Source organism: Burkholderia ubonensis subsp. mesacidophila (genome assembly GCF_002097715.1).
GTDB classification, from domain to species: domain Bacteria; phylum Pseudomonadota; class Gammaproteobacteria; order Burkholderiales; family Burkholderiaceae; genus Burkholderia; species Burkholderia mesacidophila.
Map to the genome: position 1 here is coordinate 1594108 of NZ_CP020738.1, position 16577 is coordinate 1610684.

Genomic DNA, 16577 nt, shown 5'->3' on the forward strand with positions numbered 1-16577 from the left:
CGAGCGCGGCTCGCGTGCGTTATTCGGCGTGGTCGAGCTTGAACACGCTGACCGCTTCCGACAGTTCCGCGGCCTGGTCGCGCAGCGCCACGGCCGCACGCTCGGCCTGCGCGATCAGCGTCGCGTTCTGCTGGGTCGCCTCGCCGATCTGCGTGACGGCGAGGTTCACCTGCTCGATGCCGGCCGACTGCTCGCGCGACGCCGAGCTGATCTCGGCGATGATGGTGCGCACCTGGTCGACCCGCGCGACGATGTCGCGCATCGTGCCGTGCGCGGCTTCGGCGATCCGGTAGCCTTGCTCGACGGTCGCGGCCGATTCGGCGCTCAGCGCCTCGATTTCCTTGACCGCCGCCGCGCTGCGCTGCGCGAGCGCGCGCACTTCGGACGCGACCACCGCGAAGCCCTTGCCGTGCTCGCCCGCGCGCGCCGCCTCGACGGCCGCGTTCAGCGCGAGGATGTTGGTCTGGAACGCGATGCCCTCGATCACGCCGGTGATCTCCGCGATCCGGCGCGTCGCGCGCTCGATCTCGCCCATCGTCGCGACCACGCGCTGCACGGCGTCGCCGCCGCCCGTCGCCGCGTCGGACGCGCCCGCGACCAGCGTGTTCGCCTGCGCCGCATGCTCGGCGTTCTGCTGCACGGCGGCCGTGATTTCCTCCATGCTCGCCGCCGTCTGCTCGACGCTGCTCGCCTGCGTCGCGATGCGGGCGGCGATGTCGCCGCTGCCGGCCGCGATGTCGACGGTGCCGCGCGCCATGTCGGCGGAGCCGCGGCGCACCTGCGCGACGATGCGCGCGAGCCCGTCGCCGATGCCGTCGACCGCCTGCACGAGGCGGCCGATCTCGTCCGCGCCGCGCGGCGCGGCGCCGTCGTCGCGGATGCGCACGCTCAGGTCGCCCGCGGCGAAGCGTTCCGACGCGCGCGCGGCCGCTTCGAGCGGCCGGCTCACGACGCGCCGGACCACGACGACGAACATCGCCGCGAACGCGAGCACGAGCGCCGCGGCGATCAGCATGAAGCGGTTGCGGGTCGCCCGCATGTCGGCGAGCAGTTCGTCGTCGATCGCGACGCCGCCGACCAGCCACTGCCATTGCGGAATCGTCGAGAACGACGCGAATTTCGCGGACGGGCCGCGGTCCTGCGCGGCCGGATCGGTCGACGTGTACGCGAGCTGGCCGCGGCCGGCCGCGAGCATCTGCGCGTAGGGCGCGGCGTCGTCGCCGGCCGGTTTGCCGGCCGCGTCGGGGTGGACGACGAAGGTGCCGCGCGACGGGCCGGCCGACGCGTCGATCACGAAGTAATAGCCGTGTTCGCCGATCTTCAGCTCGCGAATGCCGGCTTCGACGAGGCGGATTTCGTCCGCGACGTCGAGACCGACGAACAGCGCGCCGATCACGCGTCCGCCGGCGTCGACGACCGGCTTGTACTCGGTGATGAACGGCTTGCCGAACAGCTTCGCGAGCCCGGTGTAGCTGCGTCCCGCGACGAGCGGCGCGTAGGCGGGGCTGTTGCGGTCGAGGCGCGTGCCGACCGCGCGGGTGCCGTCCTGCTTCTTCAGCGACGTGGTGATGCGCACGAAGTCGTCGCCGTCGCGCGCGAAGATCGTCGCGATCGCGCCGCTCTTCTGCAGGAACTGGTCGGGAATCGTGTAGTCGAGATCGAGCGGCCTGCCGCCCGCGGACAGCGTCGGCGCCATCGCGCCGCCGCCGAGGTCATTCGTGCGCGCCGGGTCCAGCGCGAAATCGGCCGGCATGAAGCTCGCGAACAGCGTCATCGAGCGATGCGCTTCTTCCGACAGCGCCTTGTCGAACAGGTCGATCATCGCGGCGATCGAGCGTTCCTTCTCGGCGATGCGCGCGTGCGCCTGGTCGGCGATCTGTTCGCCGGCCAGGTGCGCGAGGGTCCAGGCGAAGGCGGCAAACAGCAGTGCGACGGTTGCGCACGACAAAGCGGCCAGACGAGCGCCAACGCTCACCCGGCCCAGGAGGGTAAATCTCATAGAACTTCCTGCGTGGGGACGGAGAGGAGGCGGAACGCACGCGTCACCGCAATTTCGTCACAGGAATTACGGCAGCGCGCGCGGATTCTTTAGCGCGGGGCTTGGGCGAATCGAGAGAAAGGGAATTCGCGGGGAAGGTTGCGTGCGCAGCCGCTCAGTTCCAGCCGACCATGATCGCGCCCATCCCGACGAGCAGGCTGCCCGTCACGCGGTTCATCACGCGCATCCGCGCCGGCCGCTGCAACGCGCTGCTGAGCCGGTGCGAGAACAGCGCCATCGACGCGACGCCGCCCGCGAACAGCAGCGCGAACGTCGCCGCGAGCAGCAGGAACTGAAGGTTCAGGCTCCATTCGGCGTTCGCGCTGATGAATTGCGGAAAGAACGACGGAAAGAACAGCAGCGTCTTCGGATTCAGGCCCGATGTCGCGACGCCGCGCCAGAACAGCTCACGTCCGGTGTCGGAAACCGGCTGGGCGACCTCGGCCGATGCGGCGCTCGCCGTGGCCGGCGCGCGGCTGATCCATTGCTTGCACCCGAGCCAGACCAGGTAAGCCGCGCCCGCCCAGCGCAGCGCGGTCAGCGCGCGCTCGTCGATATGCACCAGCGAATTCAGGCAGAGCGCGGTCAGCGCGAGCTGCAGCAGCACGGCGAGCGTGCCGCCCCACACGCACGGCAGCGCGCGCCGCCAGCCGGCGCGCAGCGCCTGGTTCATCGTGAGCAGGTTGACGGGGCCGGGGGCGTAGATGAGAACGAAGGAAGCGGCAAGGAACGAGAGGTAAAGCCGGAACGACATGACGGGAAGTGCAGGAACAGGGAGGCGGGCCCCCGCGCCGCGCACGGTCGGTTAGGGTGCGCGGGCGGCGGTTTCGAATGCCTGGGTGCCCGGCTCCGCAACTCGTGATTGCGGTGGTGCGTCCCGATGCGAAGGGGTTGTCGCGGGGAGCGTGCCGGGCAGCAGGCATAGGGAAAATGTATCAGGGGGCCAGGTTAAAAGGCTTCCTGTTTTCCAGCCAATCGGGTCGAAATCCGGAATTCTGTTCAGCTAGAATGCGGATTTTAAGTAGAAGATTCTTCCTGTCATGGCTACCCGCGAACGCACACCCAAAACGCTCGACAATCAGGACCGCAAGATCCTCGGCGCACTGCAGAAGAATGCGCGCCTGTCGAATGCCGAACTGGCCGAACAGATCGGGATGTCGACGACCGCGTGCTGGAACCGCACGCGGCAACTCGAAATCGACGGCTACATCGATGGCTATGTCGCGCTCGTCAATCAGCGCAAGCTCGGCTACGCGGACATCGTGATCCTCGAAGTGACGCTCGATCGCCACGAGGACGACGCGCTGGCCCGCTTCGGCGCGGAACTCGCGGCGCTGCCCGAGGTGCTCGAGGCCTATCTCGTGTCGGGTGATTACGATTACTGGATCAAGGTCGCCGTGGACGGCACGGCCGGATACGAGCGTTTTTTGCGCGAGAAGCTGTACAAGATCTCGAGCATTCGTCACAGCCGGTCGATGTTCGCGCTGCGCTGCATGAAGGACGTGCCGTCGATACAGGTGTGAGTGCGCGGGGAGATGGGCAGCCGCGCGATTGCGCAGCGAAGGCGGGCGAGTGGAAAAGGAACAAGGCCGGCGATCGGGCCGCCGGCCAGCGTCTGTTCGTTCCGTTCAGCGCGGCAGTCGCGCGTGGGCTTCAGCGATGACTTCGCAGGTCTCGAGGTGCAGTGCCCATGCTTCTGCAAGCAGCGAGCCAACACGCGAGAGCCAGCCAGCGGATTGGTTGGAACGGTCGGAGACGTTAGACGTTTGCATGACGATGCCCCATGTAGGTGGCGAGTTAGGGATAACCCTAATGATAGATGAGGCCCACCGTCTTGTGAAATGCGATTTTGTAATATGGTAATTCTTTGGGGATTCTGTTGCCGCGGCGCAACATGATCCCGTGTCGAGTCGGGCGCGAGCGAACCGGCCAGCGCTGTGGCCGGCGCGCATTTCGACGGCAGTTTGACGTGCGGACGCGACGAGACCGTGACGAAGCACGATCTCGAACCAGAAAAAAACCGAAGGGGATTGGGCGGCGGCGAGAGAAGGACGTTCCGGCGGCGGTCACTGCCCGCCGATCCACCCGAACCGCCACGACAGCCGCCGTGTCGCGGCGAGCAGCGCCTGCGCGAGGTCGCTGCCGGGCCCGCGCGGGAAGCCGCGCGATGCGCCGATGATCGCGATCACGAGCCGGATGGCGCCGGTGTGATCGAACACGGGCGCGGCGACCGTCGCGATGCCGGGCACCGGCGCATCGAACGCGAAGTCGACGCCTTCCGCGCGGATCCGCGCGAGATGCGCGCGGAACGCCTCGTCGGCCTGCGCCGCGCGCCCCGCGAGGCGCACGGGTTCGCCGGCGAGCAGGCCGGCCAGCACGTCGTCGGTCATACCGGCCGCGAAGCTGCGGCCGATCGCCGTATTGACGAGCGACATCACGGTGCCGACCTGCAGGCTCACGTGCTGCGGCCGCGCCGATTCCTCGAAGCGGATCACGGTCGGCCCGAGCGGCCCGAGCGTCGCGGCCGCGACGCTCATGTCGGTCGCTTCGGCGAGCGCGACGATCTCGGCTTCCGCGTCGCGCGCCGGCGACACGCGCTGCATCGCGATCAGGCCGAGCGCCTGGCTGAGCGGCCCGGCGTCGAAACAGCCGGCCGCGTCACGGCTCAGCAGGCCGATCTTCAGCAGGCTCACCAGATGCGGAAACGCCTTCGCGGCCGGCATGTCCGCCGCCGCCGCGAGGTCGCGCAGCGGCAGCGCGCGGCCCGCCGACACGAGCGCGAGCAGCAGGTTGCCGGTGCTGTCGAGCGCGTTGATGCCGCGTTGCGCCTTCGCGTCGTCGGCGAGTGCGGGCGGCACGCGTGGCGCGGCCGCGGGCGGCGGCGGCGCGTCCTCCGCGCCGAGCGACGTGGTCGCCTGCCGCGCCGCATCGCGCAGCGCCGTCGCGATCGGGCCGTCCCACGCGACGTCGATCGATCCCGTCGAACCGATCACCGTCAGCGCGAGCTGCAGGCGGCCCTCCGCGTCGAGCACGGGCACGCACATCCCGCTGACGCCGGGGCTCGGCAGGTCGACGCTGCGCTCGATGCCGCGCTGGCGGATGGCGTCGATCCGGGCCCGCCGCGCGTCGGCGTCCGGCGCCGGCTGCGCGCTGTCGGCGCCCGCGAGCGTGTTGCCCGCGCCGGCCTGGCTGGCCGCCATCGCGTCGAGCTGCGCGGGGTCGCCGAACGCGCGGAACACGCGGCCGGTCGCCGTCGTGTCGAGCGACATCACCGAACCGACGTGCAGGTTCACGTGCAGCGGATAGCCGCCGTGCTCGATGCGCACGATCGTCGGCCCGAGCGCGCCCGGCACCGACAGCGCGACGCTGAGCCCGACGCCTTCCGCGAGCCGCGCCGCGTGCGGCAAGGCCGCGCGATAGGCCGGCTGCCGCTCGATCGACATCAGGCCGAGCCGCAGCGACAGCGGCCCCGGCTCGTAATTGCCGGTGATCGCGTCGCGCTTCACGAGCGCGAGGCGCGTCAGGCTCACCAGATAAGTATGCGCCTGCGCGGTCGACAGCGCGGCGGCCGCCGCCAGCTCGGACAGCCCGAGCGGCTTGCGCCGCCGCGCGAGCGCGTCGAGCAGCCGGCCGCCCACCTCGACGCTCTGGATGCCGCGCTGCGCCTTCTGCGGCGCATCGTCCGCGCGATCTTCGTCGTTCTGCACTGCATTCACCTCAAATCGAAACATTCCGCATGGTATCCGACGCCATTTATCGCGCCCGCCCACACGTTTACCCGTATTAAACAATAGCAAGCAGATTTGCCATTGACAAATATTTGGCGCGGGACGATGATCCGCTCAACCCCTCAACACATGGCTCGCAGCCACGGAACCCCACATGGCCAAAGCATTCGCCTCTCAAGCCGACCTGGAAGAGAAGAAGATCACCTGGACCCGGCTCTCCGAAAACGCGTACGCGTACACCGCCGAAGGCGACCCGAACTCGGGCGTGATCATCGGCGACGACAGCGTGCTGATCGTCGACACGACCGCGACGCCCGCGATGGCGCAGGACCTGATCGCGAAGATCCGCAGCGTCACCGACAAGCCGATCAAGCACGTCGTGCTGTCGCACTACCACGCGGTGCGCGTGCTCGGCGCGTCGGCGTATTTCGCCGAAGGCGCGCAGCACGTGATCGCGAGCCGCGGCACCTACGAGATGATCGTCGAGCGTGGCGAGGCCGACATGAAGTCGGAGATCGAGCGCTTTCCGCGCCTGTTCGCGGGCGTCGAGACGGTGCCGGGCCTGACCTGGCCGACGCTCGTGTTCGAACGCGAGATCACGCTGTTCCTCGGCAAGCTCGAAGTGAAGATCATGCATGTCGGCTCGGGCCACACGAAGGGCGACACGATCGTGTGGCTGCCGTCGCAGAAGGTGCTGTTCTCGGGCGACCTCGTCGAGTACGACGCCGCGTGCTACTGCGGCGACGCGCAGCTCGAACAGTGGCCGGCGACGCTCGAGGCGCTGCGCGCGCTCGGCGCCGAGAAGCTCGTGCCCGGCCGCGGCCCGGCGCTGCTGAACCCGGCCGAAGTGAACCAGGGCCTCGACTACACGAAGGACTTCGTGTCGACGCTGCTTGCGCAAGGCCGCAAGGCCGTCGAGCGCAAGCTCGATCTCAAGGCCGCGATGGCGCTCACGCGCGAAGCGATGGATCCGAAGTTCGGCCAGGTGTTCATCTACGAGCACTGTTTGCCGTTCGACGTGTCGCGCGCGTTCGACGAGGCGAGCGGCATCACGCATCCGCGCATCTGGACCGCCGAGCGCGACAAGGAAATGTGGGCCGCGCTGCAGGACTGAGCGGCCCATGACGGCGGGGCGTCCGGGCGGACGTCCCGCCTTGCGCGGCAGCCGCAGCGGTTCCGCCGCGTTTCTTCGATCTCACAAGAAAGCAGGGCGCATGCACGCCCTCGGAGACTGTTGCGCGCCCGATTCGCGCAGCGCGTTTGGAGAGAGACATGCCCCAATCCCTTCCCGCGGAAGCGGCGGTTGCGTCCGCGTCGGCTTCCGATGACCAACTGCTGTTCCGCAAGATCGCGTGGCGGATCATCCCGTTCCTGTTCCTCTGCTACGTCGTGTCGTTCCTCGACCGCATCAACATCGGCTTCGCGCAGTTGCAGATGAAGCACGACCTTGGTTTCAGCGATGCGATGTACGGCCTCGGCGCGGCCGTGTTCTACGTCGGCTACGTATTCTGCGAGGTGCCGAGCAACCTGCTGCTCGCGCGCTTCGGCGCGCGCCGCACGTTCACGCGGATCATGCTGCTGTGGGGCATCGCGTCGGTGGGGATGATGTTCGTGTCGAAGCCGTCGCACTTCTACGTGCTGCGCTTCCTGCTCGGCGTGTTCGAGGCCGGCTTCTTTCCCGGCATCGTGCTGTACCTGACCTGGTGGTTCCCGGCGAACCGGCGCGCGGCGGCGATCTCGGTGTTCTTCGCCGGCGTCGCGGTCGCGGGCGTGCTCGGCGGGCTGATGTCGGGCTGGATCATGCGCGACATGGCCGGCGTGCTCGGCCTCTACGGCTGGCAATGGATGTTCGCGATCGAGGGCGCACCCGCGGTCGTGCTCGCGTTCGTCGCGCTCACGTATCTCGTCGACCGGCCGCAGGACGCGGCGTGGCTCACGCCGGACGAGAAGGCGCGTGTCGCGGCGCTGTGCGCGCACGGGCAGGGCCGCGAAGGTGCACACGCGGCACACGGCGCGCACGATTCGCGCAGCTTCGCCGCCGCGCTGCTGAACCCGCGCGTCTACCTGTTCGCGTTCATCTATTTCTCGCTGACCTGCGCGTCGCTGACGCTCAACTTCTGGATGCCGCTGATGATCCGCGACTTCGGCGTGACCGACGTGGTGGCCGTGAGCCTCTACACGGTCGTGCCGAACGCGATCGGCGCGATCGGCCTGATCCTGATCGCGCGCCGCTCGGATCGCATCGGCGAGCGCCGCGGGCATTTTGCGTGCTGCACGATCGGCGGCGGGGTCGCGCTCGCCGCGCTGACGCTGCATCTGCACAGTTTCGCGGCGATGCTCGCGTGCCTGTCGATCGCCGCGACGCTGATCTTCGCCGCGCTGCCGATCTTCTGGGCGGTGCCGACCGGCTACCTGTCCGGCAAGGCCGCGGCGGGCGGGATCGCGCTGATCAGCAGCATCGGCATCACCAGCGGCATCGTCAGCCCGTGGGTGATCGGCCTGATCCGCACGCGCACCGGCAGCATGGATCTCGCCGTGTATCTGCTGGCCGCGCTGCTGGTTGCGAGCGGGGTGGCGCTGTTGGTCGGCGTGAAGGGCGAGCCGGGACGGAGCCTGTGAGCGACGGCCGGCCACAGGCGTATCGAAGGATGGCGGACCGGGATCAGGATGATCCCGCCGACCGGCCCGCCGGACGAGACGACATTCAGAAGGAGTGGCGCAATCCCACCATGCCGACGAACTGCGAAGGTCCGGACGATGGCGTCGTATTCTGCGAGTCGCCGACGACCGCCACCGCGTCGGCAATGCTCGTACCCGTGCTGCCCGACGCGATGAGCGACTTGCCGCGCGCGTGTTGATAGGCTTCGAGCGCGTAGAACGTCGTGCGCTTCGACAGGCTGTAGGTTTGCTCGAGCGAAATCTGGTGATAGCGCGCCGGATCGCTGATCCCGTTCGACTTGCTCGCCATCGTGTAGCTGTATCCCGCGCCGACGATGATGGCAGGGGTGAAGCGGTACGTCGCGATCACGCCATACGTATTGAATACGGCCTCGTCCGTGAACAGCGAGCGCGAGCCGGGCGCGTACTGCGCGTTCGAGTAGTTCACGCCGACCATCAGGTTGTTCATCTCATAGCGGGCCGCGGCGGCGATTAGCTGTACGCCGCGCGCCGTCGCATAGCCGTTGTTGACGGGCGAATTGGCCGCGAAGCTGCCGAGCGCCTGGCTCGTCGCGATGTCTTTCAGCTTCACGTATCCGGCTGCCACCGAAAAGGGCCGGTAGTCGTAGCGGAGCGCCGCGCTGAAGTTGCTGCCGCTTGCCACGCTGCCCGGCACGCCGCCGAGCGCGTACTGGCCGCTGAACGCGAAGCCGCCGAACGTCGGCGATACATAGGTAATCGAATTATTGAATCGAAGCGTCGTATCGAGCGCGTCGACATCGCCCGGATGCGCGCCCGTCGCGCCGGTCAGCACGCCGGTCGGGCCGAGCGCGCCCACCATCTGGAAGTACGGCGTGTACTGGCGCCCGAGCGTCACCGTGCCGTACCTGTCGTCGCTCAGGCCGACATAGGCCTGCCGGTTGAACATGACGCCGGCGCTGCTTTGCGCGCCGGTCAGCGAATTGAAGCCGCTTTCAAGGCGGAAAATGACCTTCGTGCCGCCGCCGAGATCTTCCGCGCCGAGCAGGCCGAACTTGCTCGCCAGCAGGTTGCCCTGACTCATGTAGAAGTTCGAATGGCCGCGCTGGTTGCTCGAATAAGCGAAGGCATTGTCGACGACGCCGTAAAGCGTCACGCTGCTTTGCGCGAAGGCGCCCGTCGACAGGAGCGCGCCGGCCAGCGGCAGGCACGAGAGGACAACGGCACGCGCACGCGTGCGTCCGGTTTGCGTCATGGCTGGAAAGTCTCCAAAGTGTCATGCAGCCGGCCGGGGCGGCCGGTCGATGTTTTGTCGTCAAAGTGGAATGCGAAGGGTCAGGTGGCGCCAGCCGCCGGCCACGCGCTCGTCGACGATGTCGCCGTGTGCGCTCACGACATCGCGACGGTCGGCCGCCGGCAGACTCACCTGCACGTGCGTCTGATTCCTGCGCATCGGGCCCGCGCGTTCGACCGAGATGCGCAACGCGGCCGCATCGCTCGCCACGGCCACGTTCCATCGCCCTTGCTCGCCGCCGGGCGAGGCTTCCGCTTCGCCGTCGTCGTCGATGCAGCGGCCTGTTGCGACGCCGTTTCCCGCATGCGGCACGATGATGAACGCACGTTCGTCGGCGGGGCGGCCGAAATGCTGCTCCGCGACGTTCAGCGGCAGCACCGCACCTTCGCGCAGCAGCATCACGGGCTGCCCGAACGGCGCCGGAAACGTGACCGTCTGCCCGCCGTCGAACGTTTCGCCGCTCCAGTAGGACACCCAGCGCGTGGCCGCCGGCAGATAGACCTCGCGCGCGTGCCGCCCCTTCTCGACCACGGGTGCGACGAGCAGCGACGCGCCGAGCATCATGTCGTCGCCGTCGGCGAGGCAGCGCGGATCATGCGGAAACTCGGCGAACATCGGGCGCAATACGGGCTCATACGCGCTGTGCGATTGCCACAGCAGTTCATACAGGTAGGGAATCAGGCGATAGCGCAGCTTGATCAGCCCGGCGATCTCGCCCGTCACGTCCGGATACATCCACGGTTCGTTGACGGTGCCGTCGTCGTTCCACGAATGGATGCTGAAGCGCGGCAGGAAGATGCCGAATTCCACCCAGCGCACCAGCAGTTCCGGTTCGGGCGCCGGGCCGGCAAAGCCGCCGATGTCGTGGCCGCTGTTCGACACGCCCGACATCGCGAGGCCGAGGCCCATCTTCAGGTTGTAGCGCAGCGTTTCCCACGACGTGGTGTTGTCGCCGGACCACGTCTGCACGTAGCGGTGCATGCCGACGCCGCCCGAGCGCGACACGAGGAACGGACGCCGGCCCGGCGCATGTTCGCGCTGCGCGTCGCGCGACGCGCGCATCATCAGCAAGGTCTGCAGCACCTTCGCCTCGCGCGCCGGGAACGGCTGCCCGAAGCCGTGCGCGATCGCATCGGGCGACCAGATCTCGAACTCGTTGTTGTCGTTCCATGTCGCGGCGATGCCGTGACGCAGCAGGCTGTCCTTCACGCGCGACTTCCACCAGTCGATCGTCGCCGGATTCGTGAAGTCGAGATAGGCGCCCACTTCGTCCCAGAACTGCACCCATGCCGGATCGCCGTTGCGCGCTTCGATCAGCAGGCCCGCTTCGGCGGCCTCGTCGAATGCCGGATGGTCCTGCAGCAGGCACGGCTTGATGTTCGGGCACAGACGCACGCCGTGATCGAGGTAGCGCTTCACGAAGCCATCGACGTCCGGGAACTTGTCGCGGTTCCAGTTGAACACGTAGCGCTTGGGGCCGATCGACGTGTAGCCGGACGACAGGTGAAACGAGTCGCACAGGATGTCGTGCTCGCCGCAGCGCGCGAGGAATTCGTCCATCCGCTCCTGCGCGTCGGGCGCATCGGTGTAGCTCATCGTCGAGCCGGAATAGCCGAGTCCCCATTTCGGCATCAGCGCGGGCCGCCCCGTCAGCCATGTGAAACGCCGCACCGCGTGCAGCGGCGTGGCGGGCGACGCGATGAAGTAATAGTCGAGATCGCCGTGCTCGGCGACGAAGTGGCGATATTGCCCGTGATAGTTGTCGAGCTCGCGCCCCATGTCGAAGCGGCAGTCGGCGAGCGTGTCGTAGAACAGGCCGAACCCCGTCAGCGTCCGCGGCTGCCACGTGACGTAGAACGGGATGTGCTTGTAGAGCGGATCGCTCGTGCGCGCGCTGTAGCCCATCGCGTCGATGTTGCGCATCTCGAAGCTCTGGTTCGTGCGATCCAGCGCACCCGCGCGCTCGCCGAGGCCGACGACCAGTTCGTCCGGCCCGCGCTCGACGTAGTGATACACGCGCGCGTCCCACCAGCCGAAGTTGTACGCCTGCGTCTTGCGATCGTTCATCACGCGCTGCCATGCGCCGTCGTGCAGGATGTCCCACGCGCAGAAGCCGCCGTCGAGCGCGACCGTGAGCCGCACGCACGTGGTTTCGATCGTCACGTGCTCGCGATCGGCAATCGTCGTATACGGCACCGGGTCGAAACCGCTCATGTCGTGGCGGTCGCGGCCTTCGAGCGGCACATCGTCCATTCCGGGCGCGATCGCCCACGTGCGCGGCCCGCGCAACGCACCGTCAGGCAGCACGAGCACGCGGATGATGTCGTCGGCGAGGACGAACAGCTCGATCCGGCAGCCGTCCACGGCGGTCAGAACGAGGTGATGGCCCTGCTGGGCGGACAACGCGAAGCGCGGTGGATTCTTCAAGGTGGCCATGATGAATGTCGAGGTCAGGTCAGGCGGCGGAATGCGCGCCGTGGTCGATTTTTTGCGGCGTGGCGTCGCGCGTCACGCCGCGCATCAGGATGACGAGCAGCGTCGCGCCGATCAGGTCGAACGCGCCGAGCGCGCCGAACAGCGGCCCGTAGCCGAGCTTGTCGGCCAGCGCGCCGACCAGCAGCGAGAAACCCAGCCCGCCGATCCACGCCGCCATCCCAGCGAAGCCCGCGGCGGTGCCGACTTCGCCGGGCTCGAAGACGTCGGCCGCCAGCGTATTCACGAGCGCCGAAATCATCTGGTGCGCGAAGCCGCCGACGCAGAAGAGGGCGATCGCCTGGTACGGCGACGCGACGAGCCCGATACAGGCCGGGCCGATCATCATGAACGCGCCGAGCACGACGCCCGCGACGCGCGACCAGATCAGCGGCATGCGAAACCGCTTCATCAGGAACGGCGACAGATAGCCGCCGAACAACCCGCCAAGGTCGGCCGCGAGGAACGGCAGCCACGCGAACATCGCGATCTGCTTCAGGTCCATGTGCCGCTCGGTGGCGAGATACAGCGGAATCCAGAAACTGAACGTCTGCCACGCCGGCTCCGCGAAGAAGCGCGCCTGCGCGATCGCCCAGAAACGGCGTGTGCCCAGCACTTCGCGCACGCGGCGCTTGTCCTGCGAGCCGGACGCCACCGGCGTCTGGCCGCCGATGATCGCGTCGCGTTCGTTCGTGCTGATGCGCGCATGATCGGCCGGCGAGCGATAGAACACGTACCAGATCGCGGCCCAGACGAAACCGAGCGCGCCCGTGACCGCAAATGCGCTTTGCCAGCCGTAGCGCAGCGACAGGAACACGACGAGCGGCGGCGCGAGCAGGGAGCCGAGCGAGGTGCCGGCGTTGAAGTAGCCGACCGCCACCGACTTCTCACGGTTCGGAAACCACTCGGCCACGACCTTCATGCCGGCAGGAATCGCGACGGCCTCCGTCAGCCCCATCAGGCCGCGCAGCGCCGCGAGCGACAGCCAGCCGCCCGCGAAGCCGTGCAGCACGCCCGTCAGCGACCACAGGCAAGCGAACACCGCGAAACCGATGCGTAGGCCGATCAGGTCGATGATCAGCCCGCACACCGGCTGCATGATCGTGTATCCGACCTGGAATGCTCCGACGACATACGAGTATTGCTGCGTATTCATGTGCAGCAGGGTCTTCAATTCGGGCGCCATCACGCCGAGCGCGTTGCGCGACAGGTAATTGACGATCGTCCCGAGGCACACGAGCGCAATGATCCACCAGCGCAAGCCTATGATTTTCCGCAAGATTGTCTCCATCCATGTTCGGGACTGCTGCCGGTCCCGCTCGGCGGCGTGGCGATTCGTCGATGCGCGAATTCGAACATTTCGTCGATATTCCACGTCGGTCATCGTACCACTAGGGGCCTGCCCAGATATTGGGGAAAACCATGCTGATGCGGCGGGATCGTCCGACGCGCCTTGTCGCGTCAGCCGTTTCGGGTGTTTCGAATGGTGAGCCGAGACGACAGCGATCGAACTTTTACTGTTCGCCGGATGTTCATTTGAATGTTCGAACGGACATTGATGCGCGATCCCGAAATTGTGCGGGTCCGACCACATGACGTCTCGGTGCGTCAGGGTGTGGGCGGCTCGAGACCAAAAGTGCAGGGCGGAGTCGCCATTGACGATCGACGCGGCCGACGCTCGGCGGGCGATCGCATTTGGCCCGACCCTCCAGGTTGCGTTTGCAACGAGTTCTTCCGTCGCCACGCTCGATCACGTGGCATTAAACCTCGACCGACTTCAGCGATTGCAAGTGATGTGATCGCGAAGCAAGGTGCGATCAACGTGCTCGCGGGTCTGGAAACGAGCAAGCGCCATCAGGAATCGAGCAGTCGCGGGATCGGCAGCAACGGCGCGGCGAGGGGCTTCAGCGTCGGGGTGGCGAGCAGCCACGGCGTGCACGATACGGCGAGCCAGACGCAGTGCATTCGACCGCGCGATGCCGGAGTCATCGGCCACTCGAGCGAGGTTTTGGCGCAGGGGATTACGCCGCGAATCAGCAAATTCCGATATGCGTCTGATGCATTGGAATTACGCCTCTATATTGACTTGCGACGTCAATTTTCGGAATAAATAGATTTAAAACAGACTTCGAGCATGCTACCATCCCGGGCTTCTGTCGGGGCCGGATGTTCGATGTTCAGCTACATCATTACTCTAATAATCGTTACCGTTTTCTTCTCGTCGAATATCTGGCGTTTTATCGATGAGCCGGCGTCGGCCGGCAAGCATCGCGTTACCGCCATCGACGGGATGCGCGGTTACCTCGCATTGAGCGTCATGCTCCATCACGCCGTCATTGCGCGGACATGGCTGTCGACAGGGCGCTGGAGCCTGCCTGAAGACTGGTTGTTCTCGCAGCTCGGGAGCGTGGCGGTCGCGCTGTTCTTCATGATCACCGGGTATCTTTTTTGGGGAAAACTGCTCGCCCGCGATGGGCGAGTCGACTGGCTTCGCCTCTACATCGGGCGGTTCTTCCGGATCGCGCCGATATACTGGATTGCCATTACCGGTCTCGTCATCGTCGTCTTCGCACGTAGCGGCTTCCAGTTGCAGGACTCGCCCACGGACGTGGCGAAAGCTCTGGCGCAGTGGTATGCGCTCGGCTTCCTGGTGCAGCATGACTTCAATGGCTATGAAAACGTCTGGATCATTGTCGCCGGCGTTGTCTGGACATTGAAATATGAGTGGCGCTTCTACATCGCATTGTTGCCGGCGTCGCTTTTCGCAAGACCGCGGCTGCACTTGATTGCCGCATTCGCATTTCTGTTGCTGTCGATCGCGGGGGCGCAATTGTCCCATGCGGAAAGCTGGAAATACCTGACGATGTTCGCCATCGGCATGTTGACGGCATCGCTTGCAAAGGCCGAGATCCGTATTCCGTTGGCGCGTAACTTGTCTTCCGCAATCGCGCTGATTGCGTTGGGCGCAGCCTGTTGGGTGCATCCGGAGCCGTTCAGTACGCTGCAGGCATTGCTGCTGGGAATCATGTTTTTTCAGGTCGCCAACGGTGCGGACATTTTCGGCCTGCTCTCGAGTCGCGCAGCCGTCCGGCTTGGCCATATCAGTTACGGTATCTATCTGCTTCACGGCTTCGTCTTTTCAATCGGCTTCGACAATGCCGCCATCCGACCGATCGTCATGCGAGGATCGATTGAATTCTGGATCGTGACGATTGTCGGCGCGCTGGTGTTGTCAGCGATCGCCGCGCTGCTCCATGCGTCAGTGGAGCGGCCGTTCATCGATCTTGGACACCGGGTCGGTAAGCGAGCGAGCGCTGGCGTTGGCCGTTGGATGGCGGCGAAAGGCAATGCCGGGAACGAACGGTTGGGGGACGGCACGACAGGCTAAGGGCGTGGTGTCGTGCCTGTCTCGTTTCGTTGCCGGCGATGCCGCAGGATCGGCATCAGCATTCACGAGTGTCGTCATACCCTACTTGCTTTCGGGAGGGCGGACCGCGATGCAACGTCCGGCCCAGCTTCATCGAGCACTGGACCGCGCTTGAGGGGCCGGACAACGAACACTAACCGGGGGACTCCGTCGGATTTCCCGCAGGCGCCGGTATTTGCCGCAGTTTTCTCAACAACACCCGTCAGGAAGTGCGACTGACCGTGATCGGCGAGACGCCGAAACCCGAGAATCGCATTCGCTATCCGCTGAACGACACGTACCGATGGGCGGATTGGCCGGTGCGGCCGATCGGGCCGCATGATGGCAAGGCTCGTGGCGAATGATGGGTTCGTCCCGGGCCGGTTCGTTCGTCGATGGCGGCACGGCGCGTGCCCTTGCCACTGCCTTCGCGGATCGGCGCCAGCCGCTGAAACGCCATCACAACGGTGAAGCCATCAAGCCGCACGTCGCAGGAACGGTCGCCGCCGGTCGAAGGGATCGCTCCCATCGCTTCGTAAAAGCCGTTGTTCCGCCGAGCCTGCGGTATCGGCCATTTCAGTTCATCCGTTCGGCGCCTTGATTTCGCGCGGAATCGCGGCCGTTCTCCTTGTATGCCGCCGCTCGAAGTTGAACGAGTAGCTGCGTCGGAGGTGTGGGGTCAAGCGAACCGGCGGCCAGGATATTGCAAATCGCTCGCTACGCGGCTCGGCGCGATATGAGCGATCAAGATGGCCGCATGGTAATCGACACAGTGCGGCAACTGGGCGAGCAATATGAGCGTGATGCTCATTGGCATTTAAACGCGATGCGCGCGGCACGATGCCTTGCATCGCGCGACGGCGATGGCCATTGTCCGCTTTTTCAAGGCGTGTGATACCATTACGAAAAATTACAAGAAGTATCACGATTTTGCGTCAAACGCAATTTCGATCATATAAAAAAATTCGGCCAGGGATTTTCGAATCGATGGGTTTGATCGTG

At 66.2% G+C, this 16577-nt stretch carries 13 protein-coding genes; 7 read left to right on the forward strand and 6 right to left on the reverse strand.

Going from position 1 to position 16577, the window contains the following annotated elements; translation table 11 throughout:
- Window positions 1-19 precede the first annotated feature (19 nt).
- The gene (locus B7P44_RS24670; RefSeq protein WP_084908577.1) at window positions 20-1999 is read right to left on the reverse strand and encodes a methyl-accepting chemotaxis protein; all 1980 of its coding nucleotides are present in this window, start codon (window positions 1997-1999) and stop codon (window positions 20-22) included.
- A gap of 154 nt (window positions 2000-2153) precedes the next feature.
- Window positions 2154-2792, reverse strand: a complete 639-nt coding sequence (locus B7P44_RS24675) for a LysE family translocator (RefSeq protein ID WP_084908578.1) — start codon at window positions 2790-2792, stop codon at window positions 2154-2156.
- Window positions 2793-3078: 286 nt separating this feature from the next.
- On the opposite strand from B7P44_RS24675, the gene B7P44_RS24680 reads away from it, so the two are divergent.
- Complete coding sequence (locus B7P44_RS24680; RefSeq protein ID WP_084908579.1) at window positions 3079-3561, forward strand: Lrp/AsnC family transcriptional regulator; 483 nt, start codon at window positions 3079-3081, stop codon at window positions 3559-3561.
- A 543-nt stretch (window positions 3562-4104) separates the two neighbouring features.
- On the opposite strand, the gene B7P44_RS24685 is transcribed toward B7P44_RS24680, so the two are convergent.
- Window positions 4105-5745, reverse strand: coding sequence for an IclR family transcriptional regulator (locus B7P44_RS24685; RefSeq protein WP_084908580.1), 1641 nt, complete (start codon window positions 5743-5745; stop codon window positions 4105-4107).
- A 175-nt stretch (window positions 5746-5920) separates the two neighbouring features.
- Here B7P44_RS24685 and B7P44_RS24690 point away from each other — a divergent pair, with 175 nt between their 5' ends.
- Window positions 5921-6880, forward strand: coding sequence for an MBL fold metallo-hydrolase (locus B7P44_RS24690; protein WP_084908581.1), 960 nt, complete (start codon window positions 5921-5923; stop codon window positions 6878-6880).
- Between the two features lie 158 nt (window positions 6881-7038).
- Window positions 7039-8385, forward strand: coding sequence for an MFS transporter (locus tag B7P44_RS24695; RefSeq protein WP_084908582.1), 1347 nt, complete (start codon window positions 7039-7041; stop codon window positions 8383-8385).
- A gap of 85 nt (window positions 8386-8470) precedes the next feature.
- Here B7P44_RS24695 and B7P44_RS24700 read toward each other — a convergent pair whose 3' ends face one another.
- Genes B7P44_RS24700 through B7P44_RS24710 form a run of 3 tightly spaced genes read right to left on the reverse strand, consistent with a single transcriptional unit; the run spans window position 8471 to window position 13448 of the window.
- Window positions 8471-9658: a porin gene (locus tag B7P44_RS24700; protein ID WP_084908583.1), complete on the reverse strand. Its 1188-nt coding sequence runs from the start codon at window positions 9656-9658 to the stop codon at window positions 8471-8473.
- Between the two features lie 60 nt (window positions 9659-9718).
- Entirely contained in the window at window positions 9719-12133 is a 2415-nt protein-coding gene (locus tag B7P44_RS24705; protein WP_084908584.1) for a glycoside hydrolase family 31 protein, read from the reverse strand.
- A 19-nt stretch (window positions 12134-12152) separates the two neighbouring features.
- A complete protein-coding gene (locus tag B7P44_RS24710) occupies window positions 12153-13448 on the reverse strand; it encodes an MFS transporter (protein WP_084910009.1) in 1296 nt (431 codons plus the stop codon).
- Window positions 13449-13709: 261 nt separating this feature from the next.
- On the opposite strand from B7P44_RS24710, the gene B7P44_RS36650 reads away from it, so the two are divergent.
- From B7P44_RS36650 to B7P44_RS36660, 4 genes are all read left to right on the forward strand, one after another.
- Window positions 13710-14279 (forward strand): hypothetical protein, encoded by a 570-nt coding sequence (locus B7P44_RS36650; RefSeq protein ID WP_133117895.1) that lies wholly within the window; start codon window positions 13710-13712, stop codon window positions 14277-14279.
- Window positions 14280-14342: 63 nt separating this feature from the next.
- Window positions 14343-15557 carry an acyltransferase family protein gene (locus B7P44_RS24720; RefSeq protein ID WP_157721097.1) on the forward strand — a complete coding sequence of 405 codons (1215 nt, stop codon included), beginning with the start codon at window positions 14343-14345 and terminating at the stop codon, window positions 15555-15557.
- A gap of 379 nt (window positions 15558-15936) precedes the next feature.
- A complete protein-coding gene (locus B7P44_RS36655; protein WP_133117896.1) occupies window positions 15937-16176 on the forward strand; it encodes a hypothetical protein in 240 nt (79 codons plus the stop codon).
- Window positions 16177-16311: 135 nt separating this feature from the next.
- The gene (locus B7P44_RS36660) at window positions 16312-16470 is read left to right on the forward strand and encodes a hypothetical protein (RefSeq protein WP_157721098.1); all 159 of its coding nucleotides are present in this window, start codon (window positions 16312-16314) and stop codon (window positions 16468-16470) included.
- Window positions 16471-16577: the final 107 nt, after the last annotated feature.

Bases quoted from the DNA above. Each gene is read 5' to 3' on its own strand.
- B7P44_RS24705 (WP_084908584.1), bottom strand. From the start codon at position 12,133: ATGGCCACCTTGAAGAATCCACCGCGCTTCGCGTTGTCCGCCCAGCAG.
- B7P44_RS36655 (WP_133117896.1), top strand. From the start codon at position 15,937: ATGATGGGTTCGTCCCGGGCCGGTTCGTTCGTCGATGGCGGCACGGCG.
- B7P44_RS24695 (WP_084908582.1), top strand. From the start codon at position 7,039: ATGCCCCAATCCCTTCCCGCGGAAGCGGCGGTTGCGTCCGCGTCGGCT.
- B7P44_RS24670 (WP_084908577.1), bottom strand. From the start codon at position 1,999: ATGAGATTTACCCTCCTGGGCCGGGTGAGCGTTGGCGCTCGTCTGGCC.
- B7P44_RS24720 (WP_157721097.1), top strand. From the start codon at position 14,343: ATGTTCAGCTACATCATTACTCTAATAATCGTTACCGTTTTCTTCTCG.
- B7P44_RS36650 (WP_133117895.1), top strand. From the start codon at position 13,710: ATGTTCGAACGGACATTGATGCGCGATCCCGAAATTGTGCGGGTCCGA.
- B7P44_RS24700 (WP_084908583.1), bottom strand. From the start codon at position 9,658: ATGACGCAAACCGGACGCACGCGTGCGCGTGCCGTTGTCCTCTCGTGC.
- B7P44_RS36660 (WP_157721098.1), top strand. From the start codon at position 16,312: ATGAGCGATCAAGATGGCCGCATGGTAATCGACACAGTGCGGCAACTG.
- B7P44_RS24675 (WP_084908578.1), bottom strand. From the start codon at position 2,792: ATGTCGTTCCGGCTTTACCTCTCGTTCCTTGCCGCTTCCTTCGTTCTC.
- B7P44_RS24680 (WP_084908579.1), top strand. From the start codon at position 3,079: ATGGCTACCCGCGAACGCACACCCAAAACGCTCGACAATCAGGACCGC.
- B7P44_RS24690 (WP_084908581.1), top strand. From the start codon at position 5,921: ATGGCCAAAGCATTCGCCTCTCAAGCCGACCTGGAAGAGAAGAAGATC.